Here is a 22,290-nt window from a genome sequence, read left to right as displayed (position 1 = left end):
GGAGTTCGGTCGGAATGGGTGTGTTGCTCGATTGATTTCTTGGGGGTCGTCGGGGGGCGGAGCCCCCCGACTGTGCTTTTCGCTGTTGATCTTTTGGGGGTGTGGGGGCGGAGCCCCCACTGTCAGACGCGGCGACGCTTGGGGGGACGGCAGCCGTTGTGGGGCGACGGCGTGACGTCCTGGATCGAACCGACCTCGAGGCCGGTGGCCTGGAGGGAGCGGATCGCGGTCTCGCGGCCCGAGCCCGGGCCCTTCACGAACACGTCGACCTTGCGCATGCCGTGCTCCTGCGCACGACGGGCAGCCGACTCGGCGGCCATCTGCGCGGCGAACGGCGTCGACTTGCGCGAGCCCTTGAAGCCCACGTGGCCGGCGCTGGCCCACGAGATCACGTTCCCGTTCGGGTCGGTGATCGAGACGATCGTGTTGTTGAACGTGCTCTTGATGTGGGCATGCCCGTGAGCGACGTTCTTCTTCTCCTTGCGCCGGACCTTCTTGGCGCCCTGCTTGCGTGACTGTGGTGGCACTGACTGCTCCTACGAGGACTGGGAATCGAGGCTGAAGAAGCCGGGGGGCGTGGGGGGCGGAGCCCCCCACTGTTACTTCTTTCCGGGCTTCTTCTTGCCGGCGATGGCGCGGCGCGGGCCCTTACGGGTACGGGCGTTGGTGTGCGTGCGCTGGCCGTGCACGGGCAGGCCGCGGCGGTGCCGGAGCCCCTGGTAGCAGCCGATCTCGACCTTGCGACGGATGTCGGCGGCGACCTCGCGGCGGAGGTCACCCTCGGTCTTGTAGTTGGCCTCGATCCAGTCGCGGAGCTTCACCAGCTCCTCGTCGCCGAGGTCCTTGGCGCGCATGTTCGGGTCGATGCCCGTGCCGGCGCAGGTGGCCTGCGCGCGGGTGCGGCCGATGCCGTAGATGTAGGTGAGCGCGATCTCCAGACGCTTCTCGCGTGGGAGGTCGACGCCGACGAGGCGTGCCACTAGGTACTTCCTTCAACTTCGACGGAGGTCTGAGCACATCGGTCCGGGAAGAAGTCCCGGCCCCGGCCTCCGTGCCGGGGGTTCAGCGGCGAGCGCCGCTGTCGATGCGCAAATTCATTAGCCCTGGCGCTGCTTGTGGCGCAGGTTCTCGCAGATGACCATGACGCGACCGTGCCGGCGGATCACCTTGCACTTGTCGCAGATCTTCTTCACGCTCGGGTTGACCTTCATGGCTTCTCTCTTGGGGCCGCGGGGCTGGCTTACTTGTAGCGGTAGACGATCCGACCGCGAGTCAGGTCGTAGGGCGAGAGCTCCACGACAACCCGGTCGTCCGGCAGGATCCGGATGTAGTGCATCCGCATCTTGCCGCTGATGTGCGCCAGGACCTTGTGGCCGTTGTCCAGCTCGACCCGGAACATGGCGTTCGGGAGCGATTCGACAACCGTGCCCTCGATCTCGATGGCACCATCCTTCTTCGGCATAGCCTCCGCGTTTCGGTCTCGTACTGTGCGTCACGCATGGAACAGCCCACGGCAGTGATCGTTCCGGGGGCCGACGGGCGAGTCTACGTCACGCGAGTCGGCAGGGCGAAATCGGGCCGGTCCGCGGGTCAAGCCGGTGCGGCTGCCCGAATTGCGCCGATTCGTTCCTTCCCCCCGTCGAGGGCGGTCAACACCCACGGCCCGTCCTCGGTGACGGTGAACGTGTGTTCGAAATGGGCGGAGAACTTCCCGTCGACGGTGCTGACGGTCCAGCCGTCCGCGAGCGTCCGCGTCCGACGGTCCCCGAGGTTGATCATGGGCTCCACCGCGAGGACGAGACCCGGGCGGATCTTCTCCAGCCGGTCGGCCACCGAGTAGTTCGGCACCTGCGGCGGCATGTGCATCTCGCTGCCGATGCCGTGCCCGACGTACTCCTCGACGATCCCGTAGTCGCCCTGGCTCTCGACGTAGGCCTGAATCGCGTCACCGATGTCGTTGATCCGGCCGGTGAGGGTGGCCGCCGCCATCCCCCGCCACAGCGACTCCTCGCACACGCGCAGCAGCTCGAGGTGCTCGGGCGCCACGTTCCCGACCGGGATCGTGAGCGCCGCGTCACCGTGCCAGCCGTCGACGATCGCGCCGCAGTCGATCGAGACGACGTCGCCGTCCCGGATCACCCGCGGCCCGGGGATGCCGTGGACGACCTCGTCGTTGACCGACGTGCACAGCGTCGCCGGGAAGTCCTGGACCCCCGGACCACCCGGGACGCCGATGAACGACGGGATGCCGCCCGCGGCGCGGATGTTCTTCTCCGCGATCGCGTCGAGGTCCTTGGTGGTCATGCCCGGCTCGACGCTGGTGCGCAGCAGCTCGAGGGTCTCCCCCACGAGCAGGCCGGCCACCCGCATCTTCTCGATCTGCTCGGGCGTCTTGTACTCGATCCCGCGCCGCCGTCGGAACACGTCGGCCCCTCAGCTCTCCATGCGGTGCAGCGCGGCGATCGCCCGCTCGGTGACGTCCTCGACCGTGCCGGTCGCGTCGACCCCGACGAGGATCGAGCGGTCGGCGTAGTAGTCGACGATCGGCGCGGTCTGCTCGTTGTAGACCTCCAGCCGGTGCCGGATGGTCGATTCCTTGTCGTCGTCGCGCTGGAACAGCGCACCCGAGCACCGGTCGCAGACGTCCTCGACCGTGGTCGGGTCGAACTCGACGTGCCAGATCTGGCCGCAGTCCCGGCAGGTGCGCCGGCCGGCGAGACGCCGGACGACCTCCTCGTCGTCGACGACGAGCTCCATGACCATGTCGAGGCCACTGCCCATCTCGTCGAGCATCGCGTCGAGGACCTTGGCCTGGGCCACGTTCCGGGGGAACCCGTCGAGCAGGTACCCGTTCTCCGCGTCGGGCTCGCTGATGCGGTCCTTCACCATGGCGATGGTGATCTCGTCCGGGACGAGGTCGCCGGCGTCCATGTACTTCTTGGCCTCAGCGCCGAGCGGCGTTCCCTGGCTGACGTTCTTGCGGAAGATGTCACCGGTCGAGATCTTCGGGATCGACAGGTGCGCCGCGATGAACTCCGCCTGGGTACCTTTCCCCGCGCCCGGGGGACCCACAAGGACGATGCGCATCTACCGCAGGAATCCCTCGTAATTGCGCTGCTGCAGCTGGCTCTGGATCTGCTTCACGGTGTCCAGGCCGACCCCGACGATGATGAGGATGCTCGCACCACCGAACGGGAACTGCTGCGTCGCGCTGCTGCCGAGAATGCCGATCGCCACCATCGGAATGAGCGCGATGACGCCCAGGTAGAGCGCACCCGCGGTGGTGATCCGGTTGAGCACGTAGTCGAGGTACTCCTCGGTCGGCCGGCCCGCCCGGATGCCCGGGATGAAGCCGCCGTACTTCTTCATGTTGTCCGCGAGCTCCTTCGGGTTGAAGGTGATCGCGACGTAGAAGAAGGCGAAGAAGACGATCAGGACGAAGAACGAGGCCATGTAGATCGGGTGGTCCCCGGTCGTGAAGTACTTCTGGATCCAGAGGGCCCAGCCACTGTTCTTGTCGTCCGAGATCTGGGTCGCCAGCGCCGGCAGGTAGAGCAGCGACGAGGCGAAGATGACCGGGATGATGCCGGCCTGATTGACCTTCAGCGGGATGTAGGTGCTGGTCCCGCCGTACATGCGGCGGCCGATCATCCGCTTGGCGTACTGCACCGGGATGCGGCGTTGCGCCTGCTCGACGAACACGACCGCGGCGACGAGCACGAGACCGGCGGCGCAGACGCAGATGAAGACGAACCAGCCCTCGACGACCTTGATCTGCCACAGCTGCTGCGGGAAGGTCGCGGCGATCTGCGTGAAGATCAGGACGGACATGCCGTTGCCGACGCCCTTGTCCGTGATCATCTCGCCCATCCACATGATCACGCCGGTGCCGGCGGTCATGATGGCGACCATCGTGACGATCCCGAACCAGCCGATGTCCTCGTGGATCAGCGGCAGGTCACAGCCCTGGAGCAGTCGTCCGGGCTGACGCGCGATCGCGATCAGGGCGGTCGACTGCAGGATCGCGAGCGCGATCGTCAGGTACCGGGTGTACTGCGTCAGCTTCGCCGTGCCGGCCTGGCCCTCCTTCTTGAGGGTCTCCAGGCGTGGAATGACCACGACGAGCAGCTGAATGATGATGCTCGCCGTGATGTACGGCATGATCCCGAGCGCGAAGATCGCCAGCTGGAGCAGCGCCCCGCCCGAGAACAGGTTGATCAGGCCGTAGATCCCACCCTCGTCCAGCGCCGGTTCCAGGCAGGTGTTGATGGCCTGGGTGTCCACCCCCGGCGTCGGCACCTGCGAGCCCAGACGGAAAAGCAGGATGATGCCGAGGGTGAACAACAGCTTCTTGCGCAGGTCAGGCGTACGAAACGCCTGGGCGAACGCGGTGAGCACGTTTCCTCCTGCGCGGACTTACGGGGCGGGTGTGCGGCCTGGCGGGGTCGGGACTCGTACGGAGGCTAACTCACGGACCGCTCAGGCGAGCGGCGTGACCGTGCCGCCGGCGCCCGTGATCTTCTCCCGAGCCGAACCCGAGACCGCGTGCACCGTCACCTGCAGCGCCACGGAGAGCTCCCCTGTTCCCAGGATCTTGACCGGGGAGTTCTTCCGCACCGCGCCCTTCGCGATCAGGTCGTCGACCGTGACCTCGCCGCCGGACGGGTAGAGCGCCGCCAGCTTGTCGAGATTGACAACCTGGTACTCGGTCCGGAACGGGTTGGTGAAGCCGCGCAGCTTGGGCAGCCGCATGTGCAGCGGCATCTGCCCACCCTCGAACCGGGCCGGGACCTGGTAGCGGGCCTTCGTGCCCTTGGTACCGCGGCCGGCCGTCTTGCCCTTGGAGCCCTCACCGCGACCCACGCGGGTCTTCGGCTTGTGGGCACCCGGGGCCGGGCGCAGGTGGTGAACCTTGAGCGTCATGGACCTAGACCTTCTCTACCGTGACGAGGTGCCGCACGGCGTTGATCATGCCGAGCGTGACGGGATCGTCCTCGCGGATGACCTCCTGGGAGATCTTGCGGAGGCCGAGCGAGCGCAGGGTGTCGCGCTGGTTCTGCTTGCCGCCGATGACGGAGCGGACCTGGGTGATCTTCAGCTGAGCCATCTCAGGCCCCCGTTCCCGCCGCCCGGGCGCGGAGCATCGCCGGCGGAGCGACGTCCTCCAGGGGCAGGCCACGACGGGCTGCCACCGCCTCCGGCTTCTCCAGCCGGCGCAGCGCGTCGACCGTGGCGTGAACGATGTTGATCGAGTTGTCCGAGCCCAGCGACTTGCTCAGGATGTCGTGGACGCCGGCGCACTCCAGGACGGCGCGGACCGCACCGCCGGCGATGACGCCGGTACCCGGGCTGGCCGGGCGCAGCATGACCACGCCGGCGGCCTTCTCACCCTGGACGGGGTGCGGGATGGTGCCCTGGATCCGCGGGACCTTGAAGAAGTTCTTCTTGGCCTCCTCGACACCCTTGGCGATCGCCGCGGGCACCTCCTTGGCCTTGCCGTAGCCGACGCCCACGGTGCCGTCACCGTCGCCGACGACGACCAGCGCGGTGAAGCTGAAGCGCCGGCCACCCTTCACGACCTTGGCGACGCGGTTGATGTCGACGACGCGCTCGACGAACGCGCTCTTCTCCTGCGAGCCGCCGCCGCGACGGTCGTCGCGACGATCGCGACGGTCGCCGCCACCGCCCTGGCCGCCGCCGGCCCCGCCACCGGGGCCTCGACGCTGTTGACCGGGCATCAGAACTCCAATCCAGACTCGCGGGCGCCGTCGGCGAGCGCGGCGATCCGGCCGTGGTAGCGGTTGCCACCCCGGTCGAAGACCACCGCAGAGACTCCCGCGGCCTTCGCACGCTCGGCGACGAGCTCGCCGACCTTGCGCGCCTTTTCCGTCTTGTCGCCCGCTGCGGTCCGCAGCGAGGCGTCCATGGTCGAGGCCGACGCCAGGGTCACGCCGGCGGTGTCGTCCACCACCTGCGCCACCATGTGGCGGCTGGACCGGTTCACGACGAGACGCGGACGCGTCGCCGTGCCGGAGACCTTCTTGCGGACCCGAAGGTGACGGCGCTTGCGGGCCACCCCCTTGCGGGAGATGCCCTTGCCGATCTTGACGCTGACAGCCATGGCTACTTGCCAGCCTTTCCGACCTTGCGGCGAATGACCTCGCCGGCGTAGCGCACACCCTTGCCCTTGTACGGGTCGGGCTTGCGCAGCTTGCGGATGTTCGCGGCGACCTCACCGACGAGCTGCTTGTCGATCCCGGCGACCGAGAACCTGGTCGGGGACTCGACGGCGAAGGTGATGCCAGGAGGCGCCTCGACGGGGACCGGGTGGCTGAAGCCCAGTGCGAACTCCAGACCGGAGCCCTTCGGCTGGACGCGGTAGCCGACGCCCGCGATCTCCATCTTCTTCTCGTAGCCCTGGGTCACGCCGATCACCATGTTGTTGATCAGCGTGCGAGTCAGGCCGTGGCGCGACCGCGAGTCGCGGTCGTCGTCCGGACGCGTGACGGTGAGGACGTTGTCCTCACCCTTCTCGACCGTGATGGGCGAGACCACGGTGTGCGTGAGGGTGCCCTTGGGGCCCTTCACGGTGATCTCCGAGCCCGCGATGGTCACCTCGACGCCGGACGGGATCGGGATCGGAAGCCTGCCGATTCGCGACATGTGGTGCTCCTCCTCCCGTTACCAGACGTAGGCGAGGACTTCCCCGCCCACACCCTGCTTGACGGCCTGCTTGTCGGTCAGCAGGCCGGACGACGTCGAAATGATGGCCACGCCGAGGCCACCGAGGACCTTGGGCATGCCCGTCGACTTGGCGTAAACGCGCAGACCCGGCTTCGAGATGCGGCGCAGGCCGGCGATGGCACGCTCCCGGCTCGGGCCGTACTTCAGCTCGAGCGTGAGGCGCTTGCCGGGGACACCCTCGACCTCGTCGACGGTCCAGCCGGCGATGTAGCCCTGCTGCTGCAGGATCTCCGCGATGTGCGACTTGATCTTGCTGTAGGGCATCGACACGGTGTCGTGGTACGCGGTGTTCGCGTTGCGCAGGCGCGCGAGCATGTCCGCGATCGGATCGGTCATCGTCATGTCGGCTCCCCCTTACCAGCTGCTCTTCGTGACACCGGGCAGCTCGCCGCGGTGGGCCATGGTGCGCAGGCACACGCGGCAGAGGCCGAACTTGCGGTACACCGAGTGCGGACGACCGCACCGCTGGCACCGGGTGTAGGCGCGCACGGCGAACTTCGGCTTGCGCGCCGCCTTGGCGATCAAAGACTTCTTGGCCATGAGGTCGGGTCTCCTTACCGCGTCTCGGCGAACGGGAAGCCGAGGTGACGCAGCAGCGCGCGACCCTCGTCGTCGTTGGTGGCCGTCGTGACCACCGTGATGTCCATGCCGCGAACGCGGTCGGTCTTGTCCTGGTCGATCTCGTGGAACATCGACTGCTCGTTCAGGCCGAACGTGTAGTTGCCGCGGCCGTCGAACTGCTTCGGCGAGAGACCACGGAAGTCGCGGATGCGGGGCAGCGCGACCGACAGCAGACGGTCGGTGAACTCCCACATGCGGTCGCCGCGCAGCGTGACGTGCGCGCCGATCGGCATGCCCTCGCGGAGCTTGAACTGCGCGATCGACTTGCGGGCCTTGGTGACCTGCGGCTTCTGGCCGGTGATGGCCTCCAGGTCGCGGACGGCGCCGTCGATCAACTTGGAGTCGCGGGCCGCCTCGCCCACGCCCATGTTCACCACGACCTTCACCAGGCGCGGGATCTGCATGACGTTCGCGTAGTTGAAGTCGTTCTGCAGCGCGGGGACGATCTCCTCGCGGTACCGCAGCTTGAGGCGGGCCGGAATCTTCTCGACGCGCTCTTCGGTGGCCGTCATCAGATGTCCTTCCCCGTGCGCTTGGAGACCCGGACCTTGCGGCCCTCCTCGTCGCGGCGATAGCCGACGCGGGTGGGCAGGTGGTCCTCGGGGTCGACGAGCATCACGTTGGAGACGTGGATCGGCGCCTCCTGGGTGACGATGCCGCCGCTCTGAGCGCCGCGGAGGCCGGTGGTCACCTTGGTGTGCTTCTTGATCCGGTTGACGCCCTCGACGAGGACCTTGTCAGCCTCGGGGTAGGCCTGGATGACCCGGCCGCGGACGCCGCGGTCCTTGCCGGAGATCACCTGGACGGTGTCGCCCTTCTTGATCTTCATAGGTCAGAGCACCTCCGGAGCGAGCGAGATGATGCGCATGAAGCGCTTGTCCCGCAGCTCGCGGCCGACCGGGCCGAAGATGCGCGTGCCGCGCGGGTCCCCGCCGTCCTTGATGATCACGGCCGCGTTCTCGTCGAAGCGGATGTAGGAGCCGTCGCCGCGGCGACGCTCCTTGGTGGTCCGGACGATGACCGCCTTGACGACCTCGCCCTTCTTCACCCCGCCGCCCGGGATCGCGTCCTTGACGGTGGCGACGATGATGTCGCCGATGCCCGCGTAGCGCCGACCGGAGCCGCCGAGAACGCGGATGCAGAGAAGTTCCTTCGCACCCGTGTTGTCGGCGACGCGCAGTCGCGACTCCTGCTGGATCACTGCCTACTCCTGGTTGTCGTGCCGGTTCTCAGGGGCGCCGGTGGCGGCTGAGCCTGGCCGAACTGTGTAGCTCCGGACGTTCTCGGTCACTTGGCCTTTTCGAGGATCTCGACCACGCGCCACCGCTTGGTGGCGGACAGCGGCCGGGTCTCGGCGAGGAGAACGCGGTCGCCGACGCCGGCCTCGTCGTTCTCGTTGTGGGCCTTCAGCTTGTTGGTGCGGCGGATGACCTTGCCGTAGAGCGGGTGCTTGACCCGGTCCTCGACAGCCACGACGACCGTCTTCTGCATCTTGTCGCTGACCACGAGGCCCTCACGGACCTTGCGGAAGCCGCGCTGGGTGGACTCACTCATCAGGCAACGCCCTCGAACGTCGTGATGCCGAGCTCGCGCTCACGCATCGTCGTGTAGATCCGTGCGATCTCCTTCTTGATCGCACGCAGCCGGCCGTGGCTCTCCAGCTGACCGGTGGCGGCCTGGAAGCGGAGGTTGAACAGCTCCTCCTTGGCCTCCTTGAGCTTGCTGAGCAGCTCGGCGTCGTCGAGCTCACGCAGCGCAGCGGCGGCCTTGTTGGTCGGCGAGGTGGTCGCCGGCGTCGTCTCCTCAGCCATCAGCCCTGCACCCCCTCGCGGGTGACGAACCGGCACTTCATCGGCAGCTTGTGGATCGCGCGGCGCATGGCCTCGCGAGCGATGGGCTCCGGAACGCCGGACAGTTCGAACATCACACGACCCGGCTTGATGTTCGCGACCCACCACTCCGGCGAACCCTTGCCGGAACCCATGCGGGTCTCGGCAGGCTTCTTGGTCAGCGGGCGGTCCGGGTAGATGTTGATCCAGACCTTGCCGCCACGCTTGATGTGGCGGGTCATCGCGATACGGGCCGACTCGATCTGACGGTTGGTCACGTAGGCCGGCTCGAGAGCCTGGATGCCGAAGTCACCGAACGCGACCGTGTTGCCGCCCTTGGACGCGCCGTGGCGGTCCGGGTGGTGCTGCTTACGGTGCTTGACGCGACGTGGGATCAGCACGGTTCAGCTCTCCCCTCCCGCGCCCTCGGGCGCGGACGCAGCCTCGGCCGGAGCCGTGGTGGTGGCAGTGGGCTCGGTGGCGGGCGCCGACTCGACGGCCGGGCCACGACCCGGGCGCTCGCCGCGCCGCGGACGACGGTCCGGACGGCTGCGGGCGCCGGCGGCGGCCGCAGCGCGCTGCTGGGCCTCGCGCTCGGCGCGGGTGCCGGTGACGTCACCCTTGTAGATCCACACCTTCACGCCGATGCGGCCGAAGGTCGTGCGCGCCTCGAAGAAGCCGTAGTCGATGTCCGCGCGCAGCGTGTGCAGCGGGACGCGACCCTCGCGGTAGAACTCCGAGCGCGACATCTCGGCGCCACCGAGGCGGCCCGAGCACTGGACCCGGATGCCCTTGGCGCCGGCCTTGGTGGCCGACTGCAGCGCCTTGCGCATCGCACGGCGGAACGCGACACGGGAGGCCAGCTGCTCCGCCACGCCCTGCGCGACGAGCTGCGCGTCGACCTCCGGGTTCTTCACCTCGAGGATGTTGAGCTGAACCTGCTTCGAGGTGAGGTTCTCCAGGCGGGTGCGGATGTTGTCCGCCTCCGCGCCCTTGCGGCCGATGACGATGCCCGGACGCGCGGTGTGGATGTCGACGCGGACCCGGTCGCGGGTGCGCTCGATCTCGACCTTGGAGATCCCGGCCCGCTCCATGCCCTTGGTGAGCATGCGACGGATCGCGACGTCTTCCTTCACGTAGTCCGCGTAGAGCTTGTCGGCGTACCAGCGGCTCTTGAACTCGCTGGTGATGCCGAGCCGGAACCCGTGCGGATTGACCTTCTGGCCCACTATCGGGTCCCTCCCTTGCCAGCGGCGACTTTGGAGCCGCCATTCGACGCAGTGGACGTCACGACGATCGTCACGTGCGAGCTGCGCTTGCGGATGCGGTAGGCGCGGCCCTGGGCGCGCGGACGGAACCGCTTCATCGTCGGGCCCTCGTCCACGTACGCCTCGCTGATCACCAGCGTGCGCGGGTCGAGGTTGAAGTTGTTCTGCGCGTTGGCGATGGCGCTGGCGAGCACCTTGCCGACCGGCTCGCTCGCGGCCTGCGGCGAGAACGCGAGCAGTGCCTGCGCCTCGGCGGCCGGCAGCCCGCGGATCATGTCGACGACACGACGGGTCTTCATCGGCGCGATTCGCAGGTGCCGGACGCGCGCAACGGCGCTGTCGGGCCTGCCCCCACTCAATGTGGATGCCATCGCTATCCCTCAGTTCTCTCTACTCAGCTCTCGGCGGCTCTTAGCGGCGGCGGGACTTGCGGTCGTCCTTCTCGTGACCGCGGAACGTCCGGGTCGGCGCGAACTCGCCGAGCTTGTGACCGACCATCGACTCGGTGACGAAGACCGGCACGTGCTTCCGGCCGTCGTGCACGGCGATCGTGTGACCGAGCATCTCGGGCACGATCATCGACCGGCGCGACCAGGTCTTGATGACGTTCTTGGTGCCCTTCTCGTTCTGCACCTCGACCTTCTTGGCGAGGTGGTCGTCGACGAAGGGACCCTTCTTCAGGCTGCGGGGCATTACTTACGACCCTTTCCGGTCTTGCGACGACGGACGATCATCGAGTCGCTGGCCTTCTTCTCGGCGCGGGTACGGCCCTCGGGCTTGCCCCACGGGCTGACCGGGTGGCGACCACCGGAGGTCTTGCCCTCACCACCACCGTGCGGGTGGTCCACCGGGTTCATGACGACACCACGGACGGTCGGGCGCTTGCCCTTCCACCGCATGCGGCCGGCCTTGCCCCAGTTGATGTTCGACTGCTCGGCGTTGCCGACCTCGCCGACCGTCGCGCGGCAGCGCGCGTCGACGTTGCGGATCTCGCCCGACGGCATGCGGAGCTGCGCGAAGCGCCCCTCCTTGGCCACGAGCTGCACGCTGGTCCCGGCCGAGCGGGCGATCTTCGCGCCGCCGCCGGGCCGGAGCTCGATGGCGTGGATGACCGTACCGACAGGGATGTTGCGCAGCGGCAGGTTGTTGCCGGGCTTGATGTCCGCCCCGGGACCCGTCTCGATGCGGTCGCCCTGACTGAGCTTGGTCGGGCAGATGATGTAGCGCTTCTCCCCGTCCGCGTAGTGCAGGAGCGCGATGCGCGCGGTGCGGTTCGGGTCGTACTCGATGTGCGCGACCTTGGCCGGCACCCCGTCCTTGTCCGCCCGACGGAAGTCGATGACGCGGTAGGCGCGCTTGTGGCCACCACCCTGGTGACGGGTGGTGATCCGGCCGGCGTTGTTGCGGCCGCCCTTGCTGTGCAGCGGGCGGACCAGCGACTTCTCCGGCGTGGAGCGCGTGATCTCGACGAAGTCGGCGACGGAGGCGCCGCGGCGACCCGGCGTGGTCGGCTTGTACTTACGGATACCCATGGCTAGCTGACCGGCCCTCCGAAGATGTCGATCCGGTCGCCCTCGGCAACCGTCACGATCGCGCGGCGGGTGGCGTTGCGCTGGCCGTAGCCGAAGCGGGTGCGCTTGCGCTTGCCCTGCCGGTTGATGGTGTTGACGCCGGTGACCTTGACGCCGAAGACCTTCTCGACCGAGATCTTGATCTCGGTCTTGTTGGCGTCCGGGTGCACCAGGAACGTGTACTTGTTCTCGTCGAGAAGGCCGTAGCTCTTCTCGGAGATCACGGGCGCGAGCAGGATGTCGCGCGGGTCCTTGTAGGTCGAGCTCATGCCGACACTCCTTCAGCGGCCGCAGCCTTCTTCCCGCCCGAGAGGAACGCCTCGAGCGCGCCCTGCGTGAAGACGATGTCGTCGGCGCAGAGGACGTCGTAGGTGTTCAGCTGGTCCGGGGCGATGACGTGGACGCCGGGGACGTTGCGGACGCTCTTCCACCCGACCAGGTCGGTGCGCTCGACGACCACCAGCGCCTTGCCGGCGTCGCCCACGTGGGAGAGGGCCTCGACCGCGGCGCGGGTCGACGGGGTCTCCCCCGCGACGAGCGACGCGAGCACGTGCACCTTGCCGCCCCGGGCCCGGTCGGTGAGGGCACCACGCAGGGCGGCGGCCTTCATCTTCTTCGGGGTCCGCTGCGAGTAGTCCCGCGGCACGGGACCGTGCACGACGCCACCGCCGGTGAACTGCGGCGCGCGGGTCGAACCCTGACGGGCGCGACCGGTGCCCTTCTGGCGGTACGGCTTCTTGCCACCACCGGAGACCTCGCCGCGGTTCTTGGTCTTGTGCGTGCCCTGACGCGCGGCGGCCTGCTGCGCCACCACGACCTGGTGGATCAGCGGGATGTTCACGGTGACGTCGAAGATCTCCGCAGGGAGTTCGACGCTGCCGGACTTGCTGCCGTCCGGCGAGACGACATCAACGGACTGGGTGCCGGAGCTCACTTCAGCTCACCCTTCGAGGGGTTGCCCTTGGCGGGCGTCTTGACGAGCACGAGGCCGCCGGCCGGACCGGGGACCGCGCCCTTGACGAGGATCAGGTTGTTCTCGGGGTCCACCGCGTGGACGGTCAGGTTCTGGGTGGTGGTCCGGACGTTGCCCATCCGGCCGGCCATCCGCAGGCCCTTGAACACGCGCGCCGGGGTGGCGCAGGCGCCGATCGAACCCGGCGAGCGGTGCTTGCGCTGGGTGCCGTGCGCCGCGCCGAGGCCCTTGAAGCCGTGACGCTTCATGACACCGGCGGTGCCCTTGCCCTTGCTGGTGCCGACGATGTCGACCAGCCCGCCCTCTTCGAAGACGTCGACGGTCAGCTCCTGGCCGACCTCGAAGCTGCCCGCGTCGTCGGTGCGGATCTCGGCCACGTGCCGGCGCGGGGTGACCCCGGCCTTGCGGAAGTGGCCACCCTCCGGCTTGTTCACCTTGCGCGGGTCGATCTCCCCGAAGCCCAGCTGGACCGCGGAGTAGCCGTCACCCTCCGGGGAACGGACGGCGGTGACCACGCACGGGCCCGCCTTGACCACGGTGACGGGGACGACCCGCCCGCGGGCGTCGAAGACCTGGGTCATGCCCAGCTTCTCGCCCAGCAGTCCGCGAACGTTCATGGTGATGCCTCCCCTCCGGGTCTAAAGCTTGATCTCGATGTCGACGCCGGCCGGCAGGTCGAGACGCATGAGCGAGTCGACGGTCTTCGGCGTCGGGTCGAGGATGTCGATGAGGCGCTTGTGCGTGCGCATCTCGAAGTGCTCGCGCGAGTCCTTGTACTTGTGCGGCGACCGAATCACGCAGAACACGTTCTTCTCGGTCGGCAACGGCACCGGGCCGGCCACGTGAGCACCAGTACGCGTCACCGTGTCGACGATCTTGCGCGCCGAGGAATCGATGACCTCATGGTCATAGGCCTTGAGCCGGATGCGGATCTTCTGTCCCGCCATGGCAGGGTCGCCGTCCTTCAATCTGCTTGCGTTCGAAAAATCATGGTCACCGACCCCCGAGGTCGGGTGTGTCGGCCGTCTGGGCAACCTGCGTAGTCTGCCCCAGCCTCACCGATGCGCCAAATCGGCGCGTGTCGAGCGGGCCCGAGTCGGAGAGACCGACACGCACTTCGTCGGTCTCTCCGACTCGCCGCCGAGACGAAGTCTCGGCGGAACAAGCTCTTGCTCTTGTCCTTAGTTCTCTTGCGGGGGGTGTGGGGGGCGCAGCCCCCCACTGTCTACTTGATGATCTTGATGACCTTGCCGGCGCCCACGGTGCGGCCACCCTCGCGGATCGCGAAGTTGAGGCCCTCCTCCATGGCGATCGGCTGGATCAGGGACACCTTCATCTGGGTGTTGTCGCCCGGCATGACCATCTCGGTGCCCTCGGGCAGCTCGACGACGCCGGTGACGTCCGTGGTGCGGAAGTAGAACTGCGGCCGGTAGTTCTGGAAGAACGGCGTGTGCCGGCCACCCTCGTCCTTGCTCAGGATGTAGACCTGGGCCTCGAACTCGGTGTGCGGGGTCGTGCTGCCCGGCTTGATGATGACCTGGCCGCGCTCGACGTCCTCGCGCTTGATGCCACGGAGGAGCAGACCGACGTTCTCACCGGCCTGGCCCTCGTCGAGCAGCTTGCGGAACATCTCGATGCCGGTGACGGTCGTCGACTGCTTCTCCGGCCGGATACCGATGATGTCGACCTGCTCGTTGACCTTGAGCACGCCGCGCTCGATGCGGCCGGTGACGACGGTGCCGCGACCGGTGATGGTGAAGACGTCCTCGACGGGCATGAGGAACGGCTTGTCGATCTCACGCTCGGGCTGCGGGATGGACTCGTCCACGGCCTTCATCAGGTCCTGAACGCTCTGCACCCACTTCGGGTCGCCCTCGAGCGCCTTGAGCGCCGAGACCGGAACCACCGGGAGGTTGTCGCCGTCGAACTCGTAGCTCGACAGGAGCTCGCGGACCTCGAGCTCGACGAGCTCCATGATCTCGGGGTCGTCGACCATGTCGGACTTGTTGAGCGCGACGACGATCGCCGGGACACCGACCTGACGGGCCAGGAGCACGTGCTCCTTGGTCTGCGGCATCGGGCCGTCGGTGGCGGCGACGACGAGGATCGCGCCGTCCATCTGGGCCGCACCGGTGATCATGTTCTTGATGTAGTCGGCGTGGCCGGGGCAGTCGACGTGCGCGTAGTGGCGAGCGTCGGTCTGGTACTCGACATGGGCGATCGAGATTGTGATGCCGCGGGCCTTCTCCTCCGGCGCCTTGTCGATCTCGTCGAACGGCGTGTACGGGTTCAGGTCCGGGTACTGGTCGTGCAGCACCTTGGTGATCGCCGCGGTCAGAGTGGTCTTCCCGTGGTCGATGTGGCCGATCGTGCCGATGTTGACGTGAGGCTTGGTCCGCTCGAACTTGGCCTTCGCCACTGGACTCTCCTTCAGGACTTGTTCTTCAGGTACGTGCGCACTGTCTTCGGGGGTGCACGGAGGGCCGGAGCCTCCCGTGGGTCGAGCTACTTACTCGCCGCGAGCCTTCTTCACAATCTCGTCCGCCACGTTGCGCGGCACTTCGGCGTACGAGTCGAACTGCATCGTGTAGTTCGCACGCCCCTGGGTCTTGCTCCGGAGATCCCCGACGTAACCGAACATCTCCGACAACGGCACGAGCGCACGAACGACGCGCATGCCGAAAGCTTCCTCCATGGCCTGGATCTGACCACGGCGGGAGTTCAGGTCGCCGATGACGTCACCCATGTAGTCCTCGGGCGTACGCACCTCGACGCTCATCATCGGCTCGAGAAGAACCGGGTCGGCCTTGCGGGCGGCCTCCTTGAAGGCCATCGAGCCCGCGATCTTGAAGGCCATTTCCGAGGAGTCGACCTCGTGGTAGCCACCGTCGAGCAGGGTCACCTTGACGTCGACCATCGGGTAGCCGGCGAGCACGCCGAACTCCATGGCCTCCTGGCAACCGGCGTCGACCGAGGGGATGTACTCCCGCGGGATACGGCCACCGGTGACCTTGTTCTCGAACTCGTACCCGCCGTCGCCGCCGCCGGTCGGCTCGATCGCGATCTGGACCTTCGCGAACTGGCCGGAACCACCAGTCTGCTTCTTGTGGGTGTAGTCGTAGCGCTCGACGGCCTTGCGGATCGTCTCGCGGTAGGCGACCTGGGGCTTGCCGACGTTCGCCTCGACCTTGAACTCGCGGCGCATGCGGTCGACGAGCACCTCGAGGTGCAGCTCGCCCATGCCGGCGATGATCGTCTGGCCGGTGTCCTCGTCGGTCCGGACCTGGAAGGTCGGGTCCTCCTCGGCCAGGCGCTGGATGGCGACACCCAGCTTCTCCTGGTCGCCCTTGGACTTCGGCTCGATCGCGACCGAGATGACCGGGGCCGGGAACGTCATCGACTCCAGGATCACCGGGGCCTCGGGGCCGCACAGCGTGTCACCGGTCGTCGTGTTCTTCAGACCCATGACCGCGACGATGTGGCCGGCGGTGACCTTCTCGATCTCCTCACGCTTGTTCGCGTGCATCTGGTAGATCTTGCCGATCCGCTCCTTGTTCCCCTTGGTGCTGTTCAGCACCTGGGTGCCCGCGGTGAGCGTGCCGGAGTAGACGCGGATGTAGGTCAGCTTCCCGAGGTGCGGGTCGCTCATGATCTTGAACGCCAGGGCCGAGAGCGGGGCGTCGTTCGCCGGCTCGCGCTCGATGACCTCGTCCTCCTTGCCGACCGCGTGGCCCTGCACGGCGCCGATGTCGAGCGGCGACGGCAGGTAGCGGACGACCGCGTCGAGCATGGGCTGCACACCCTTGTTCTTGAACGCGGTGCCGCACACGACCGGAGTGAGGTTGCCGGCGATCGTCGCCCGGCGGGTGCCGGCGATGATCTGCTCCTCGGTGGGCGAGGTGCCCTCGAGGTAGAGCTCCATGATCTCGTCGTCACCCTCGGCCAGGGTCTCGATGAGCCGGTCGCGCCACTCGCGCGCAGCCTCGAGGTGGGTGTCCGGGATGTCGACGGTCTCGTACATCTCGCCCTTGGCGGCCTCTTCCGGCCACATCAGGGCCTTCATGCCGACGAGGTCGATGACGCCCTTGAAGTCCGCCTCGGCGCCGATCGGGAGCTGCAGGACCAGCGGGGTCGCGTTCAACCGCGACACCAGCATGTCGACGCAGCGGTGGAACTCCGCGCCGACGCGGTCGAGCTTGTTGATGAAGCAGATGCGCGGGACGCCGTAGCGGTCCGCCTGACGCCACACGGTCTCGGACTGGGGCTCGACACCGGCGACACCGTCGAACACCGCGACCGCGCCGTCGAGCACGCGCAGGCTGCGCTCCACCTCGACGGTGAAGTCGACGTGGCCCGGGGTGTCGATGATGTTGATGGTGTGGCCGTCCCACTGGCAGGTGGTGGCCGCGGAGGTGATGGTGATCCCCCGCTCCTGCTCCTGCTCCATCCAGTCCATGACGGCGGCGCCCTCGTGGACCTCACCGATCTTGTAGGTGATGCCCGTGTAGAACAGGATGCGCTCGGTCGTCGTGGTCTTGCCCGCGTCGATGTGCGCCATGATCCCGATGTTGCGGACCGAGGCGAGGTCTACGCCGGCGGTGCTGACTGCCACTTGAGTTCGTTCCCCCTACTACCAGCGGTAGTGCGCGAAGGCCTTGTTGGACTCCGCCATCTTGTGGGTGTCCTCGCGTCGCTTGACGCTCGCGCCCAGGCCGTTGCTGGCGTCGAGAATCTCGTTCATGAGGCGCTCGGTCATGGTCTTCTCGCGGCGCGCGCGGGAGTACGTGATCAGCCAGCGCAGCGCGAGGGTGTTGGAGCGGCCGGCCTTGACCTCGACCGGGACCTGGTAGGTCGCGCCACCGACGCGGCGGCTGCGGACCTCGAGGGTCGGCTTGACGTTGTCGAGGGCGCGCTTGAGCGTGACGACCGGGTCGTTGCCGGTCTTCGCGCGGCAGCCCTCGAGGGCGCCGTAGACGGTGCGCTCGGCGACCGAGCGCTTGCCCGAGAGCAGCACCTTGTTGACCAGCTGGGTGACCAGCGGCGACTGGTAGACCGGGTCGACGATGACCGGGCGCTTAGGCGCGGGGCCCTTGCGAGGCATTAGGACTTCTCCTTCTTCGCGCCGTAGCGGCTGCGCGCCTGCTTGCGGTTCTTCACGCCCTGGGTGTCGAGCGAGCCGCGGATGATCTTGTAGCGCACACCCGGGAGGTCCTTCACACGGCCGCCACGCACGAGCACGATCGAGTGCTCCTGCAGGTTGTGGCCGACGCCGGGGATGTACGCCGTGACCTCGATCTGGCTGGTGAGGCGGACGCGAGCCACCTTGCGCAGCGCGGAGTTCGGCTTCTTCGGGGTCGTGGTGTAGACGCGGGTGCACACGCCGCGACGCTGGGGACAACCCTTCAGCGCAGGGGTCTTGGTCTTGGAGACCTTGTCCTGCCGGCCCTTCCGGACCAGTTGCTGGATGGTGGGCACCGCTTCTCCGTCTTCTTCGAGGTGTTGAGCTTCTCGCGGTCGCCGTCCGAACGGAGGCGACCCCCGCGGTCGGGTGTGTCGGACCCGTCCACACGTCCCTGCCGGAAAGAAATTCGACCGGGATGCGGTCCTGGCGACGAAGGCCGGCCGGACCGGAGACCGCGCAGGACGCTGGACGCACGCGCGCATGCCTGGGCGAGGCCCAGACACGAGGGGAGACCTTACCACCACGCGGGAAGCGGTCCAAAAGTGAATCCGCCTTCGGCTCTTGGAGGCCCTCACGAGAGCCGGTAGACCGTCCATCCCGGGTTCGAATAGGCGACCCGACCGGCCTTCGCAAGCGCGTCCAGGGCGTCGGTGTCGACGGTCCACTCCGCGCTCTCCTGCGCCTGAACGGCCAGGTAGTCGGGCGCGAACTTCCGTACGAGCGGGTCGTCCACGCGGCCGGCGAGCGCGGCGCGCATCGCCTCGAGGCGCTCGGTGTACGGGATCGAGAAGTTGTAGAGCCAGCCGATGTAGCCCGTGACGATCGGCCGTCCGCCGAGCGCGGAGATCGGGTTGTTCGGCCGGTCCGTGGTGAGAAACACGTCGTCGGGTTCGGTGGACTCCCGGACCCAGGCGGCCACGGCCTCGTCCTCCGGGCTCGCGAACCGGTCGGAGAGCCCGAACTCGTAGGTGATCGAGAGCGCCCCCGGGGCGGCGACGACCGCCGCGAGCGGGACCGCGGCCAGCAGCGTCCACCGCGAGGCCCGGTAGGCCAGCATCGCGAGGTAGCCCGCGAACAGCGCCCCCATGAAGTACACGTAGTAGAGAAGCTTGAGGTTGTCGTACTCGAACGGCTGGAACGCGTAGACCTGGCTGACGGCCAGCACCGCCAGGAACGGGACGCACCAGAGGAGCAGGCCGATCTCCCGCCGCCGGAGCAGCACGAGCGGGATGACGAGGAACAGCAGCCCCATCAGGCCGAAGTTGCGCCACCAGAACTCGCCGACCAGCTGCCCCTCCGGCTTCACCCACGCCCAGTGGAAGCGGCCGCCGGTGCCGTGATCGTTGGCGAGCTGCTGCCAGGCGAGCTGTGGCAGCGCGAGCACCAGCGCGAGCGCGAACGCCGCCAGCTGCGGCCGCGGCAGGCCGCGGCGGGCCAGGGCCGCCTCCCCCGTCAGCACGACCAGCACGCCCAGGCACACGAGGAAGCTGTGCGGGTGCGCCATCGGCAGCAGGCCGATCGCGACGCCGGCGATCAGCAGCAGCCGGGTGCTGACCGGCGAGGCCCCGCCGATGCGGGAGGCCTGCAGCAGGCGGAACACCACCAGCGCCACGCCCAGGCCGAACAGGATCGTCCGCTGCGGGAGCAGGGCGTGCGCGACGAGGTTGGTCACCTCGGCCCCGCTGTCGGACAGCGTCGTGTAGTCGCGCGGGAGGTCGCCGAGGAACTCGATCAGGCCCCGGTCGCTCTCGCGCCAGTCCGACCAGGCCTCGCTCAGACCCATCGCGCTGCCGGTGCAGAGGAACAGCACCAGCGTCGTGACGGCCGCGCCGAGGTGCTCGAAGAGCCGGAGCGAGAAGCCGAGCACCAGCTGGCAGATCGCGAGCGCGAGCAGGATCCCGGGCAGGAAGAAGCTCAGGTGCAGGCTCAGGCCGGAGCGCATCAGCAGCCCGGACAGCAGGTCGATGAGGAACGGGTAGGTCAGCCGCTCCCCGCTCGCGATCGGCAGGTCCATCGTCAGGGAGTCGGACTCCGCGACGTTGCTCGCGATCGCCGCGTGCACGCCGTAGTCCGCCCAGGACGAGCCCGCGCTGTAGATCCCGTCGTTCTCGCTGATCAGGCTGTGGGTCCAGAACAGCCGGCCCAGCCCGACGACCGTCACAGCCGTGACGGCGCCCCAGAGGATGCGGTCCCCGCGCGAGGCCAGGCGGGCGAACCCCTCCGCCCGCGGTCGGCGCGGCCACACCAGTGCCACCGCGCCGGCGGCCGCCGCGACGGTGGTCAGGACGATCGCCGAGACGACCGGCAGGACGAGGGCGAGCAGGAACGCCAGCCAGGTCCACCCGACGAGGCCGACCACGACGCTCATGGCGACGTACTCGAAGACGTAGAAACGCAGGGGCAGGCGCCACACCGCGGCGGCGCCGAACGCGAGCGCGGACGCGAGGAGCAGCAGCCCGGTCATCGCCGCCCCCGGGCCGGGCGGCTCACCGCCACGTGTTGAGCCACATGCGGTCCTGGAGTTGGGCGTCGGTCAGCGGGAATCCGTAGGTCAGCGGCGAGAACCACAGGAAGACGAGCAGGGCGAGCGCGACGATGCCGGCGTAGCCGATCAGCGACGCCCGGGAGGCGAAGCGCCAGGCCCGGCCCTCGGGCTCGTCCGCGACCGCGGAGTTGACGTTGCTCCGCGCCTCCACCGGGACCGGGTCGGGCACCCAGCGGGCGAGGATCCCGACGCCGTAGACCGCGAAGGCCAGGCTGAACAGCAGCGGGAAGAAGTAGTGGTAGAGGAACATCGGCCGGTCGATGAAGGCGAACGGCAGGTAGCTCCCGACGTACGCGACGACGAGCATCGCCAGGCGGCGGCGGTGCGGCCGGTACAGTGCCGGCATCAACGCCCAGGCGACGAGGGTCCCCGCCACCCCGACGAGCGTCCCCCACCAGACGACGGGGTTGCCGATCAGGTAGAGGTACCGGTGCTTGCCGCCGTCCTCCTCCGGACCCAGGTAGTAGTAGATCGACCGCTTCTCGAACGGCCAGACCTTCCAGTCCGACTGGTACGGGTGCGTCCGGTCCTTCAGCGCCTTCTCGTACTCGTGGGTGGCGCGCTGCATCTCGAAGAAGCTCGCGACCATGCCCATCGAGGCGTCGGAGTCGTAGTTCGGGTTGCCCCGCAGCGTGGCCTGGAACTCCTCGGACATGAACCGGTCGCCGTCGCCGCTGTTCGGCAGCAGCGGGGTGTGGATCGCGTAGGAGCCGAAGAACACCGCGAACGGCACGACGACCAGCACGGCCGCCTGGGCCAGCCAACGCCGCCACGGCACCCGATGCTGGACCGTCGTGACCAGGCCGATCAGGCCGACCGCCCCGAGGATGCACAGGCCGGTCACCTTCGTCGACACGCAGGCGCCGATCAGCAACGCCGCGACGGTGAGCAGGATCCAGTGTTTGCGTCCCGTACTGCGCCGGGCCGCGAGGAAGACGGTGATGCCCGCCATCCCGAAGAACAGCAGCATCGAGTCGAGCAGGATCAGCCGCGACTCCAGCGCGAGGGCGTTGTCGAGCAGGAGCGCGCTCGCCCCGAGCGTCGCGACCTTCCGGCCCGCGCCGAGCTCCTTGAGGAAGTAGTAGAAGACGACGATCAGCGCCGCGCCGGCCAGCGCCGGCAGCACGCGGAGTGCGACCGCGGGGTCCAGCGACTCCGGGGTGGGCGTCGCGCCCTCGGGCACGTCGTGCGCCGCGTCGATGCCGAGCAACTTGGCCCACCCGGCCAGCAGCAGCTTCGCGAGGGGAGGATGCGGGTCGAAGTAGTACGAACCGTCCGCGTAGCGCAGGGCGGCGTCGCGGAAGTAGACCTCGTCGAAGACGATCGCCCGCGGCCGGGTCAGCCACAGGAAGCGCGTGAGCACCGCAAGACCGGCGAGCACGTAGATTTCAGTCGGGACACGCAGCAACCGAGAAAGTATCCGGGCCGGGAATCCCTCGGCCGACGACGCCGTCGCGGACCGGGGGGTGGAAGCGTGCACCGACCCTCCTTCGCCCCGGCGTCGACACCGGAGGGCGCGTTGGACAGACTTTCCGACCGGCATCCGCACCGGATGTC

At 68.2% G+C, this 22,290-nt stretch carries 34 protein-coding genes; all 34 read right to left on the bottom strand.

The genetic code is table 11. The features are described from left to right. Positions 1–122 precede the first annotated feature (122 nt). The gene (gene rpsK / locus SPOPO_RS0114530) at positions 123–527 is read right to left on the bottom strand and encodes a 30S ribosomal protein S11 (RefSeq protein ID WP_019875574.1); all 405 of its coding nucleotides are present in this window, start codon (positions 525–527) and stop codon (positions 123–125) included. Between the two features lie 72 nt (positions 528–599). Beyond that, positions 600–980 (bottom strand): 30S ribosomal protein S13, encoded by a 381-nt coding sequence (rpsM, locus tag SPOPO_RS0114525; protein ID WP_019875572.1) that lies wholly within the window; start codon positions 978–980, stop codon positions 600–602. A 117-nt stretch (positions 981–1,097) separates the two neighbouring features. Beyond that, entirely contained in the window at positions 1,098–1,211 is a 114-nt protein-coding gene (gene rpmJ / locus SPOPO_RS0114520) for a 50S ribosomal protein L36 (protein ID WP_018682809.1), read from the bottom strand. A 29-nt stretch (positions 1,212–1,240) separates the two neighbouring features. After that, positions 1,241–1,462: a translation initiation factor IF-1 gene (gene infA, locus SPOPO_RS0114515; protein WP_019875571.1), complete on the bottom strand. Its 222-nt coding sequence runs from the start codon at positions 1,460–1,462 to the stop codon at positions 1,241–1,243. 128 nt (positions 1,463–1,590) lie between these two features. Beyond that, a complete protein-coding gene (gene map / locus SPOPO_RS0114510) occupies positions 1,591–2,424 on the bottom strand; it encodes a type I methionyl aminopeptidase (RefSeq protein WP_019875570.1) in 834 nt (277 codons plus the stop codon). Between the two features lie 9 nt (positions 2,425–2,433). Beyond that, the gene (locus SPOPO_RS0114505) at positions 2,434–3,087 is read right to left on the bottom strand and encodes an adenylate kinase (RefSeq protein WP_019875569.1); all 654 of its coding nucleotides are present in this window, start codon (positions 3,085–3,087) and stop codon (positions 2,434–2,436) included. Then, on the bottom strand, positions 3,088–4,398 hold the full coding sequence (gene secY / locus SPOPO_RS0114500; protein WP_019875568.1) for a preprotein translocase subunit SecY: 1,311 nt from the start codon (positions 4,396–4,398) through the stop codon (positions 3,088–3,090). It lies immediately after the preceding gene. An 81-nt stretch (positions 4,399–4,479) separates the two neighbouring features. Next, positions 4,480–4,923, bottom strand: a complete 444-nt coding sequence (rplO, locus tag SPOPO_RS0114495; protein ID WP_019875567.1) for a 50S ribosomal protein L15 — start codon at positions 4,921–4,923, stop codon at positions 4,480–4,482. Between the two features lie 4 nt (positions 4,924–4,927). Beyond that, positions 4,928–5,107, bottom strand: a complete 180-nt coding sequence (rpmD, locus tag SPOPO_RS0114490; protein WP_019875566.1) for a 50S ribosomal protein L30 — start codon at positions 5,105–5,107, stop codon at positions 4,928–4,930. Between the two features lies 1 nt (position 5,108). After that, on the bottom strand, positions 5,109–5,738 hold the full coding sequence (rpsE, locus tag SPOPO_RS0114485; RefSeq protein ID WP_019875565.1) for a 30S ribosomal protein S5: 630 nt from the start codon (positions 5,736–5,738) through the stop codon (positions 5,109–5,111). Continuing rightward, positions 5,738–6,121 (bottom strand): 50S ribosomal protein L18, encoded by a 384-nt coding sequence (gene rplR / locus SPOPO_RS0114480; protein ID WP_019875564.1) that lies wholly within the window; start codon positions 6,119–6,121, stop codon positions 5,738–5,740. The genes rpsE and rplR overlap by 1 nt, the downstream gene beginning before the upstream one ends. Positions 6,122–6,123: 2 nt before the next feature. Then, entirely contained in the window at positions 6,124–6,663 is a 540-nt protein-coding gene (gene rplF, locus SPOPO_RS0114475; RefSeq protein ID WP_019875563.1) for a 50S ribosomal protein L6, read from the bottom strand. A gap of 18 nt (positions 6,664–6,681) precedes the next feature. Further along, positions 6,682–7,086, bottom strand: a complete 405-nt coding sequence (rpsH, locus tag SPOPO_RS0114470) for a 30S ribosomal protein S8 (protein WP_019875562.1) — start codon at positions 7,084–7,086, stop codon at positions 6,682–6,684. A 12-nt stretch (positions 7,087–7,098) separates the two neighbouring features. Next, a complete protein-coding gene (locus SPOPO_RS0114465; protein WP_019875560.1) occupies positions 7,099–7,284 on the bottom strand; it encodes a type Z 30S ribosomal protein S14 in 186 nt (61 codons plus the stop codon). 14 nt (positions 7,285–7,298) lie between these two features. Continuing rightward, positions 7,299–7,877, bottom strand: a complete 579-nt coding sequence (gene rplE / locus SPOPO_RS0114460) for a 50S ribosomal protein L5 (RefSeq protein ID WP_019875559.1) — start codon at positions 7,875–7,877, stop codon at positions 7,299–7,301. Next, positions 7,877–8,194 (bottom strand): 50S ribosomal protein L24, encoded by a 318-nt coding sequence (gene rplX / locus SPOPO_RS0114455; protein ID WP_019875558.1) that lies wholly within the window; start codon positions 8,192–8,194, stop codon positions 7,877–7,879. Before rplX ends, rplE begins: the two co-directional genes overlap by 1 nt. Positions 8,195–8,197: 3 nt before the next feature. Continuing rightward, complete coding sequence (gene rplN, locus SPOPO_RS0114450; RefSeq protein WP_019875557.1) at positions 8,198–8,566, bottom strand: 50S ribosomal protein L14; 369 nt, start codon at positions 8,564–8,566, stop codon at positions 8,198–8,200. Positions 8,567–8,652: 86 nt separating this feature from the next. Further along, the gene (rpsQ, locus tag SPOPO_RS0114445) at positions 8,653–8,919 is read right to left on the bottom strand and encodes a 30S ribosomal protein S17 (RefSeq protein ID WP_019875556.1); all 267 of its coding nucleotides are present in this window, start codon (positions 8,917–8,919) and stop codon (positions 8,653–8,655) included. Then, a complete protein-coding gene (gene rpmC / locus SPOPO_RS0114440; protein ID WP_019875555.1) occupies positions 8,919–9,176 on the bottom strand; it encodes a 50S ribosomal protein L29 in 258 nt (85 codons plus the stop codon). The genes rpsQ and rpmC overlap by 1 nt, the downstream gene beginning before the upstream one ends. Next, positions 9,176–9,595 (bottom strand): 50S ribosomal protein L16, encoded by a 420-nt coding sequence (gene rplP / locus SPOPO_RS0114435; protein ID WP_019875554.1) that lies wholly within the window; start codon positions 9,593–9,595, stop codon positions 9,176–9,178. Before rplP ends, rpmC begins: the two co-directional genes overlap by 1 nt. Before the next feature lie 3 nt (positions 9,596–9,598). Continuing rightward, positions 9,599–10,423: a 30S ribosomal protein S3 gene (gene rpsC, locus SPOPO_RS0114430; protein WP_019875553.1), complete on the bottom strand. Its 825-nt coding sequence runs from the start codon at positions 10,421–10,423 to the stop codon at positions 9,599–9,601. After that, positions 10,423–10,833, bottom strand: coding sequence for a 50S ribosomal protein L22 (gene rplV, locus SPOPO_RS29660; protein WP_051098368.1), 411 nt, complete (start codon positions 10,831–10,833; stop codon positions 10,423–10,425). The genes rpsC and rplV overlap by 1 nt, the downstream gene beginning before the upstream one ends. A gap of 40 nt (positions 10,834–10,873) precedes the next feature. Next, complete coding sequence (gene rpsS, locus SPOPO_RS0114420) at positions 10,874–11,155, bottom strand: 30S ribosomal protein S19 (RefSeq protein ID WP_019875551.1); 282 nt, start codon at positions 11,153–11,155, stop codon at positions 10,874–10,876. Continuing rightward, the gene (gene rplB / locus SPOPO_RS0114415; protein WP_019875550.1) at positions 11,155–11,994 is read right to left on the bottom strand and encodes a 50S ribosomal protein L2; all 840 of its coding nucleotides are present in this window, start codon (positions 11,992–11,994) and stop codon (positions 11,155–11,157) included. Before rplB ends, rpsS begins: the two co-directional genes overlap by 1 nt. Positions 11,995–11,996: 2 nt before the next feature. Beyond that, on the bottom strand, positions 11,997–12,302 hold the full coding sequence (rplW, locus tag SPOPO_RS0114410; protein WP_019875549.1) for a 50S ribosomal protein L23: 306 nt from the start codon (positions 12,300–12,302) through the stop codon (positions 11,997–11,999). After that, positions 12,299–12,967, bottom strand: coding sequence for a 50S ribosomal protein L4 (gene rplD, locus SPOPO_RS0114405; RefSeq protein WP_019875548.1), 669 nt, complete (start codon positions 12,965–12,967; stop codon positions 12,299–12,301). The genes rplW and rplD overlap by 4 nt, the downstream gene beginning before the upstream one ends. After that, entirely contained in the window at positions 12,964–13,623 is a 660-nt protein-coding gene (rplC, locus tag SPOPO_RS0114400; protein ID WP_019875547.1) for a 50S ribosomal protein L3, read from the bottom strand. Before rplC ends, rplD begins: the two co-directional genes overlap by 4 nt. Positions 13,624–13,644: 21 nt before the next feature. Then, complete coding sequence (gene rpsJ, locus SPOPO_RS0114395) at positions 13,645–13,953, bottom strand: 30S ribosomal protein S10 (RefSeq protein ID WP_019875546.1); 309 nt, start codon at positions 13,951–13,953, stop codon at positions 13,645–13,647. A gap of 278 nt (positions 13,954–14,231) precedes the next feature. After that, positions 14,232–15,425: an elongation factor Tu gene (tuf, locus tag SPOPO_RS0114390; RefSeq protein WP_019875545.1), complete on the bottom strand. Its 1,194-nt coding sequence runs from the start codon at positions 15,423–15,425 to the stop codon at positions 14,232–14,234. A 90-nt stretch (positions 15,426–15,515) separates the two neighbouring features. After that, positions 15,516–17,618: an elongation factor G gene (fusA, locus tag SPOPO_RS0114385; protein WP_019875544.1), complete on the bottom strand. Its 2,103-nt coding sequence runs from the start codon at positions 17,616–17,618 to the stop codon at positions 15,516–15,518. Between the two features lie 18 nt (positions 17,619–17,636). Beyond that, entirely contained in the window at positions 17,637–18,107 is a 471-nt protein-coding gene (gene rpsG / locus SPOPO_RS0114380) for a 30S ribosomal protein S7 (RefSeq protein WP_019875542.1), read from the bottom strand. Beyond that, entirely contained in the window at positions 18,107–18,481 is a 375-nt protein-coding gene (rpsL, locus tag SPOPO_RS0114375; protein ID WP_019875540.1) for a 30S ribosomal protein S12, read from the bottom strand. Before rpsL ends, rpsG begins: the two co-directional genes overlap by 1 nt. Before the next feature lie 278 nt (positions 18,482–18,759). Then, positions 18,760–20,652, bottom strand: coding sequence for a hypothetical protein (locus SPOPO_RS0114370; RefSeq protein WP_019875538.1), 1,893 nt, complete (start codon positions 20,650–20,652; stop codon positions 18,760–18,762). Positions 20,653–20,674: 22 nt separating this feature from the next. Beyond that, the gene (locus tag SPOPO_RS0114365) at positions 20,675–22,213 is read right to left on the bottom strand and encodes a phospholipid carrier-dependent glycosyltransferase (protein WP_169577200.1); all 1,539 of its coding nucleotides are present in this window, start codon (positions 22,211–22,213) and stop codon (positions 20,675–20,677) included. Between the last annotated feature and the right edge of the window lie 77 nt (positions 22,214–22,290).

Source organism: Sporichthya polymorpha DSM 43042, assembly GCF_000384115.1.
Classification (GTDB): Bacteria; Actinomycetota; Actinomycetes; order Sporichthyales; family Sporichthyaceae; genus Sporichthya; species Sporichthya polymorpha.
The sequence above is the reverse complement of the archived record's forward strand: the minus strand, read 5'-3'. Positions and strand labels throughout refer to the sequence as shown.

What these genes read in the sequence shown, in the direction of transcription:
- rplV (WP_051098368.1), bottom strand. Translation starts at nt 10,833, where the DNA reads ATGGCATCCACATTGAGTGGGGGCAGGCCCGACAGCGCCGTTGCGCGC.
- rpsH (WP_019875562.1), bottom strand. Translation starts at nt 7,086, where the DNA reads ATGACGATGACCGATCCGATCGCGGACATGCTCGCGCGCCTGCGCAAC.
- rplF (WP_019875563.1), bottom strand. Translation starts at nt 6,663, where the DNA reads ATGTCGCGAATCGGCAGGCTTCCGATCCCGATCCCGTCCGGCGTCGAG.
- SPOPO_RS0114505 (WP_019875569.1), bottom strand. Translation starts at nt 3,087, where the DNA reads ATGCGCATCGTCCTTGTGGGTCCCCCGGGCGCGGGGAAAGGTACCCAG.
- rpmD (WP_019875566.1), bottom strand. Translation starts at nt 5,107, where the DNA reads ATGGCTCAGCTGAAGATCACCCAGGTCCGCTCCGTCATCGGCGGCAAG.
- SPOPO_RS0114370 (WP_019875538.1), bottom strand. Translation starts at nt 20,652, where the DNA reads ATGACCGGGCTGCTGCTCCTCGCGTCCGCGCTCGCGTTCGGCGCCGCC.
- rpsQ (WP_019875556.1), bottom strand. Translation starts at nt 8,919, where the DNA reads ATGAGTGAGTCCACCCAGCGCGGCTTCCGCAAGGTCCGTGAGGGCCTC.
- rpsE (WP_019875565.1), bottom strand. Translation starts at nt 5,738, where the DNA reads ATGCCCGGTCAACAGCGTCGAGGCCCCGGTGGCGGGGCCGGCGGCGGC.
- rpsJ (WP_019875546.1), bottom strand. Translation starts at nt 13,953, where the DNA reads ATGGCGGGACAGAAGATCCGCATCCGGCTCAAGGCCTATGACCATGAG.
- infA (WP_019875571.1), bottom strand. Translation starts at nt 1,462, where the DNA reads ATGCCGAAGAAGGATGGTGCCATCGAGATCGAGGGCACGGTTGTCGAA.
- SPOPO_RS0114465 (WP_019875560.1), bottom strand. Translation starts at nt 7,284, where the DNA reads ATGGCCAAGAAGTCTTTGATCGCCAAGGCGGCGCGCAAGCCGAAGTTC.
- rplX (WP_019875558.1), bottom strand. Translation starts at nt 8,194, where the DNA reads ATGAAGATCAAGAAGGGCGACACCGTCCAGGTGATCTCCGGCAAGGAC.
- rpsS (WP_019875551.1), bottom strand. Translation starts at nt 11,155, where the DNA reads ATGCCCCGCAGCCTGAAGAAGGGTCCCTTCGTCGACGACCACCTCGCC.
- rpsG (WP_019875542.1), bottom strand. Translation starts at nt 18,107, where the DNA reads ATGCCTCGCAAGGGCCCCGCGCCTAAGCGCCCGGTCATCGTCGACCCG.
- rplE (WP_019875559.1), bottom strand. Translation starts at nt 7,877, where the DNA reads ATGACGGCCACCGAAGAGCGCGTCGAGAAGATTCCGGCCCGCCTCAAG.
- rpmC (WP_019875555.1), bottom strand. Translation starts at nt 9,176, where the DNA reads ATGGCTGAGGAGACGACGCCGGCGACCACCTCGCCGACCAACAAGGCC.
- rplO (WP_019875567.1), bottom strand. Translation starts at nt 4,923, where the DNA reads ATGACGCTCAAGGTTCACCACCTGCGCCCGGCCCCGGGTGCCCACAAG.
- rpmJ (WP_018682809.1), bottom strand. Translation starts at nt 1,211, where the DNA reads ATGAAGGTCAACCCGAGCGTGAAGAAGATCTGCGACAAGTGCAAGGTG.
- rplC (WP_019875547.1), bottom strand. Translation starts at nt 13,623, where the DNA reads ATGAACGTTCGCGGACTGCTGGGCGAGAAGCTGGGCATGACCCAGGTC.
- rplB (WP_019875550.1), bottom strand. Translation starts at nt 11,994, where the DNA reads ATGGGTATCCGTAAGTACAAGCCGACCACGCCGGGTCGCCGCGGCGCC.
- rplW (WP_019875549.1), bottom strand. Translation starts at nt 12,302, where the DNA reads ATGAGCTCGACCTACAAGGACCCGCGCGACATCCTGCTCGCGCCCGTG.
- rplR (WP_019875564.1), bottom strand. Translation starts at nt 6,121, where the DNA reads ATGGCTGTCAGCGTCAAGATCGGCAAGGGCATCTCCCGCAAGGGGGTG.